The following is a 6161-nucleotide window of genomic DNA, read 5'->3' on the forward strand; positions in this document are numbered from 1 at the left end:
TGGTAACACTAATGCTGAAGGGAGGAAATAACTTATGAAAAGAAGTTTTAAAGGAAAACTAAAGAGAATAATTTCTATGACGCTGTTATTTATCTGTACTTTTCTGTTGATTCCAATTAAATCATCTGCAATAGGCAGCAGTCCAATTATGACTATGGATAAGTCAAAGCAGGAAATTAAGTCAAAAGATAAGGAAAAGATTAAGGATGACGAAAGCAGCAAACAAAAGATAAATGAAACTAAAAAGAAGGAAAAAGATGAATGCAAGGATAGTTCAAAATCTGAAAAAACAGATGATAATTCAAAAAAAGAAGGAAATGAAATAGAAGCAAGATCAGCATTATTGATGGAACCATGTACTGGAAAGATAATATATGAAAAAAATGCTGATGAGAAATTTGCTCCAGCATCTGTAACAAAGATAATGACAATGCTTCTTACAATGGAAGCTGTAGATAGTGGAAAGATATCTTTAGATGATAAAGTTACGTGCAGTGAAAATGCAAAAAAAATGGGCGGAAGTACAATGCTTCTTGATACTGGTGAAATAAGGACAGTTGAAGAACTTTTAAAAGGTGTTGCAATAGCATCTGGAAATGATGCAGCAGTTGCCCTTGCAGAATATTTAGGAGGTACAGAAAGTGATTTTGTTGTAATGATGAATAAAAGAGCAGAAGAGCTTGGCATGAAAAATACAACATTTAAAAATTGCAATGGACTTCCAGCAGATGGACATTTATCAACAGCAAATGATATAGCATTAATGTCAAGAGAGCTTTTAAAGCATCCAAAGGTATTGAAATATACAGGAACTTATATGGATACAGTAAGTGAAGGAAGAAAAGCACCTATAGAACTTGTAAACCACAATAAACTTGTAAGATTTTTTGATGGCTGTGATGGATTAAAAACTGGTTTCACAAATGAAGCAAAGTACTGTATAAGTGCTACTGCAATAAGAAATAATGTACGTATGCTTTCTGTAATAATGGGAGCTCCAACATATAAGATAAGAAATAGAGATGCATCTATACTTTTAAATTATGGTTTCTCAAAATATGAAGGCAAGAAAGTACTTGCAAAAGATGATGAAGTAGATAAAGTATATATGGGCGAAAATACAGACAGATATTTTATAGCAAAATCACAGGATGATCTGACAGCAGTATTTCCAAAAGGATGTAAAGATGAAATTGAAAAAAAGGTTGTAATTGATGAACTTCAAAAGGAATACAAAGAAGGCGATGTTGTAGGTAAATGTGAGGTTTATTTGAACAATGAAAAAATAGGTGAAGTTTCGATTTACTGTGATAGAAATATAAAGAAAGGCAATATTTTCAGTACTGCAAAATATAAAATAACACATTTATTTGACAAATGTGAAGAGAAAGAATCTGAAAATAAAGCAAGTTAAAAAATAAACTGTTTAAAGAGTCTGCTGATTGAGTAAAAATTTTCAGCAGATTCTTTATTAATATACATTTTTAAAGAATAAAACTATATAATAATTAAAAAATGAAAACGTTTCACATTTTATTGCCTATTGTACATTATTAATTGGAATATGACGTTAGGAAAAAATGGAAGTTTTTATTTTAAGGAGTTTAATTTACTGACTTTTAATAATTTTGATTGAAGAAAATATTAATTGTATAATAGAAAATGGAATTAGTAGAAAACTGAGTCTGGAGGTAATAAATAATGAATCTTAAAGAAAGCAGATATTTAAAGAAGATAAAACCAATATTAAAAGAATTGTTAAAAGAATTGTTAAATGAATATAAATATGCATCAATATTGGCCACTGACTGTAAAGGAAAAGGATACATGGTTTCAAAGACAGATACATCTGTTGCAAATAATCCATTTTCTGAGAGAGGATTTGTAGTAAGAATTTACAATGGCAGAAATTACTCTGAGTATGCTTTTAATGATATTGAAAAAGATAAGATTAATGAAATACTTGAAGAGATAAGAATATGTGCAGAATCAACATGCAAAGATTTTAATGTAAGGAAATATGAAGTTTTAAAAGAAGAAAAAATCAATAAGAAAAAAGGATTTGAAGTAAAAAAGGATCCTGTTTTATGTGGTGATGAGGAAATAATAAATAAACTTGTACATTTAAAGGAATATGCTTTCAATGCTGGAAAAAAGGAAATTGTTGATTTTAGAACCAGATATAATTATTTAAATGTGCAAAAGTTATTTTTATCAGAAAATAAAGATATTGAACAGAATTTTATGTGGAGTGAAGGATATTTTATCTGTGTAGCTGCAAATGAAAATGGAAATAAAGTGTTATTCAAGACATTTTCGGGATTAAAGGGCGCAGAACTGTTAGATGAAATGACAGAAGAAAAATGTGATGAACTTATTGAAAAGACAATTTCACTACTGGATTCTCAAAAGATAGTACCAGGAGAATATGACGTCATATGTGCACCAGATATTACAGGACTTATTGCACATGAAGCATTTGGCCATGGGGTTGAGATGGACATGTTTTTAAAGGATAGAGCAAAATCAAAAGACTATATTGGAAAGGAAGTTGCATCACCTATAGTTACAATGAGAGATGGATCATGTACACAAAGTCAGTGTGGAACTTATCTTTTTGATGATGAAGGGGTAATAGGAAAGGATACTACAATAATTAAGAACGGAATTTTGAAAAGTGGAATAAATGATGAACTTACAGCATTATCATTAAATAATGAATTCACTGGAAATGGAAGAAGAGAAAGCTTTGATAGAAAAGCATATACAAGAATGACCAATACATTTATTGAAAAAGGAACTTCAAAGCTTGATGAAATGATTTCTTCAATAAAATATGGATTTTTAATAGATGATTCTCAAAGTGGAATGGAAGATCCTAAGAACTGGGGAATACAGTGTATAGCCAGCATTGGAAAAGAAATCAAAGATGGAAAGTTTACAGGAAGAGTATTTTCACCAATAATAATGACAGGATATGTTCCAGACCTTCTAAAATCAATATCAATGATTTCTGATGACTTTGAAAGCTTTGGTTCAGGATACTGTGGAAAAGGATATAAGGAATTTGTAAAAGTATCCTGTGGAGGACCTTATATTAAATGCAGAGTACGTTTAGGATAGAAATATTGATGCAAGGAGAATAATGATTATGATTGAATTGATTTTAAAGGTATTAAAGGAAATTAAGATAGATGAATATATAATAAATGAAAGTAAGAAGGAATCTGTTGAGTTATATCTTATAAAGAAAGATATTGACATGAACAGAAAGAAACATATAACTGATTATACTGTTACTGTATTTAAGGATAACGGCAATGATTTAAAAGGAAATTCGAAGGTAAAAATATATCCTTCAATGGATGAAGAGGAAATAAAGGAAGTGTTGAGTGATGCATATTATGCAGCTGGATATGTAAAGAATAAGTTTTATACCCTTCCTGAAGGATACAATGGTGACAAGGTTTATGATAACAGCAGCATTTCACAAAACACACTGGAAGAAACAGCTTATAAGGTAAGAGATGCTCTTTATAAATACGATAATTTTGAAAAGGGATGGATTAATTCAAGTGAAATCTTTGTTTCAAAGACTGACAGAAGAATTGTGACTTCAAATAATGTTGATGCCTCATATGAAAAATACAGCATAGAAGGTGAATTTGTTACTCAATGGGTTGAAAATTCTGATGTTGAAATATTCAATATGTTTTCATATGATGATTTAAACGAAGAAGAGCTGGCGTTAAAGGGAAAAGAAGCAATTATGAATGCTGATTACAGGGACAAGAGCACAGATGCACCTTTAACTGGAAAGTATGATGTTATTTTAAGTGAATCAAGTGTTCATGAATTTTTCAAATATTATCTTTCAAATTCAAGAAGTGAGATGATTTATCAGAAATATTCCAAGTTTAAAAAGGGAGATAGTGTTCAGGGAGATAAGGCTGTAAAAGGAGATAAGTTGAATATTGAGTTGAAATCAAGTGTCCCATTCAGCAGCGAAGGAATTGTACTTAATAATATTAGTCTTATAGACGATGGTGTATTAAAGAATATATATGGTCCATATAACTTTTCACAGTATCTTGGATTAAAGCCTGTAGGTGATTTTGATGGCGCAGTTATAAAAGGTGGAAGTGTTTCAGGGCAGGAGATGTTTCAGGATGGAAATTTAAAAATATTGAGATTTTCAGATTTCCAGATGGATGAAATTACAGGAGACTGTTTTGGAGAAATAAGACTTGCACTTTTGAAACAAGGAGATAAGATAATACCTCTTACAGGAGGTTCAATAACTGTAAATGTCAAGGATGTGGAAAATGATATGCTGCTTTCTAAAGAAACTGTAAATGATATGGGAAGTGTTATCCCTAAATATATAAAGTTTAAAAATGTAGAAGTAGCAGGAAAATAGAATCTTCAAGATGTGATAGATATAATTTTTGTATAACATTTCTTGTATTAAAGAGTTTAAATTGTTATTATATATATGTTATTATGGGTTAGATGTATGTTCATAAGAATTTAAGCAGATAAAAAGGAGCTTTAATGATTAGAATTTATAGAATAAAAAGACAGAGGTGGGTAAATGGAACTTCCAAAAATTAAAATTAATGATTTTGAAGGCCCCTTTGATTTATTGCTGCATTTAATACGAAAAAATCAAATGAGTATATATAATGTAAAAATATATGAGATTACCAATCAATATCTTAATTATCTTAATGAAATGAAGAAGATGGATTTAGAGATAACATCTGAATTTATAGTAGTTGCAGCTACTCTGATAGAGATAAAATCAAAATATCTTCTGCCTAAGCCTAAAAAAGAAGAGGAAGATGAAGAAGATGTTGAAAAGAATCTTTTAGAAAAACTCATTATATATAAGAAGATTAAAGGAGTATCTGATTTCTTTAAAAATCGATATGTAAATTCTGGAGAAGTTTATGGAAAGAAAGCTGAAGTAATTGAAGAAATTAAGGAACAAAATCAGCAGGAAGATATATTGAAAAACTTGAATTTGCTTCAGTTATATAGTATATTTAACAATCTTCTTGAAATATATAATAACAGGCAGAATAAAGGAAACATAATTCAGAAAAAGATTTATGTAGATAAATATAAGATTGAAGATAAAGTGGATTATATAATAAGCAGAATGAAAAATGAAAAAATCAATTATTTTGAAGATCTGGTTGATACAAGTGAGTGCAAGCTTGAAACTATCGTAACTTTTTTAGCACTTCTTGAAATGATAAAGCAGAAAATGATAAAGGTATATCAGAATGGGAACTTTACGAAGATAATTATTGAAAGGAGCAATGACATTGAAGAAAATTAAGGGACTACAGATTCCTTTCATGGATGATGCAAGAAAAGCAGAATTGAAATCAGCAATAGAGGCACTGCTTTTTGCAAGTGGAGAACCTTTAAGTCTTTATGAACTTTCCAATCATTTGGAGGAAAAACCTAAGACTATTGAAATTATAATTGCAGAAATGACAGAAGCTTATGAAAAAGTTCAGACAAGAGGAATAAAGCTTATAAGTATTAAGGGAAAGTATCAGCTTGTTACAAAAGGTGAAAATGCAGAATATGTGCAGAAGCTTTTAAAAAAGAATAAGAGACAGTCATTGTCACAGGCATCAATAGAAAGTCTTGCAATAATTGCATATAAGCAGCCTATAACAAGAATTGATATAGATGAAATAAGAGGAGTAAAATCTGAAAGTGCTATTCAAAGGCTTATTGAGAGAGATTTAATAAAAGAAGTTGGAAGACTTGAAGTGCCAGGAAGACCGATATTATATGGAACTACAGATGAATTTTTAAGACAATTTGATTTGAGGGATTTAAAAGAACTGCCTTCACTGGATTTATTTGGCCAGGATGAAGAAGAAAACACGGACTTTGAAAATAATTTTATAAATGATGATGAATTAGATTAATAAAAAACAAATAGGAGAAATTGTATACAATTTTATCATGATTTTTTTATGAATTAAATTTAAGTAATTTAGGTAATATTTAAGTAAGGCTGAATGGGGATTTTAATTTTCAGCCTTATTTTTTATGTAAAAGAATAAAAGCAGAAAATTAATTAATATGAGTGAATTTTATATATTTATACTAATTATAAATATATGCGACTTTTA

General features: G+C 29.4%; 5 protein-coding genes. All 5 read left to right on the forward strand.

Annotation, left to right across the window (positions count from 1 at the left end; genetic code table 11):
• Positions 1-34 precede the first annotated feature (34 nt).
• The 5 genes from Q0F58_RS16445 to scpB all read left to right on the forward strand — a co-directional run bounded on the left by Q0F58_RS16445 (position 35) and on the right by scpB (position 5954).
• Entirely contained in the window at positions 35-1414 is a 1380-nt protein-coding gene (locus tag Q0F58_RS16445; RefSeq protein WP_294378951.1) for a D-alanyl-D-alanine carboxypeptidase family protein, read from the forward strand.
• Between the two features lie 287 nt (positions 1415-1701).
• Positions 1702-3123, forward strand: coding sequence for a TldD/PmbA family protein (locus Q0F58_RS16450; RefSeq protein WP_294378952.1), 1422 nt, complete (start codon positions 1702-1704; stop codon positions 3121-3123).
• Between the two features lie 28 nt (positions 3124-3151).
• The gene (locus Q0F58_RS16455) at positions 3152-4420 is read left to right on the forward strand and encodes a metallopeptidase TldD-related protein (protein WP_294378953.1); all 1269 of its coding nucleotides are present in this window, start codon (positions 3152-3154) and stop codon (positions 4418-4420) included.
• 174 nt (positions 4421-4594) lie between these two features.
• Positions 4595-5347 carry a segregation/condensation protein A gene (locus Q0F58_RS16460; RefSeq protein ID WP_294378954.1) on the forward strand — a complete coding sequence of 251 codons (753 nt, stop codon included), beginning with the start codon at positions 4595-4597 and terminating at the stop codon, positions 5345-5347.
• Complete coding sequence (gene scpB, locus Q0F58_RS16465; protein ID WP_294378955.1) at positions 5334-5954, forward strand: SMC-Scp complex subunit ScpB; 621 nt, start codon at positions 5334-5336, stop codon at positions 5952-5954. Before Q0F58_RS16460 ends, scpB begins: the two co-directional genes overlap by 14 nt.
• Positions 5955-6161 lie beyond the last annotated feature (207 nt).

It is taken from the genome of uncultured Clostridium sp. (assembly GCF_934754915.1).
GTDB lineage: Bacteria > Bacillota > Clostridia > Clostridiales > Clostridiaceae > Clostridium.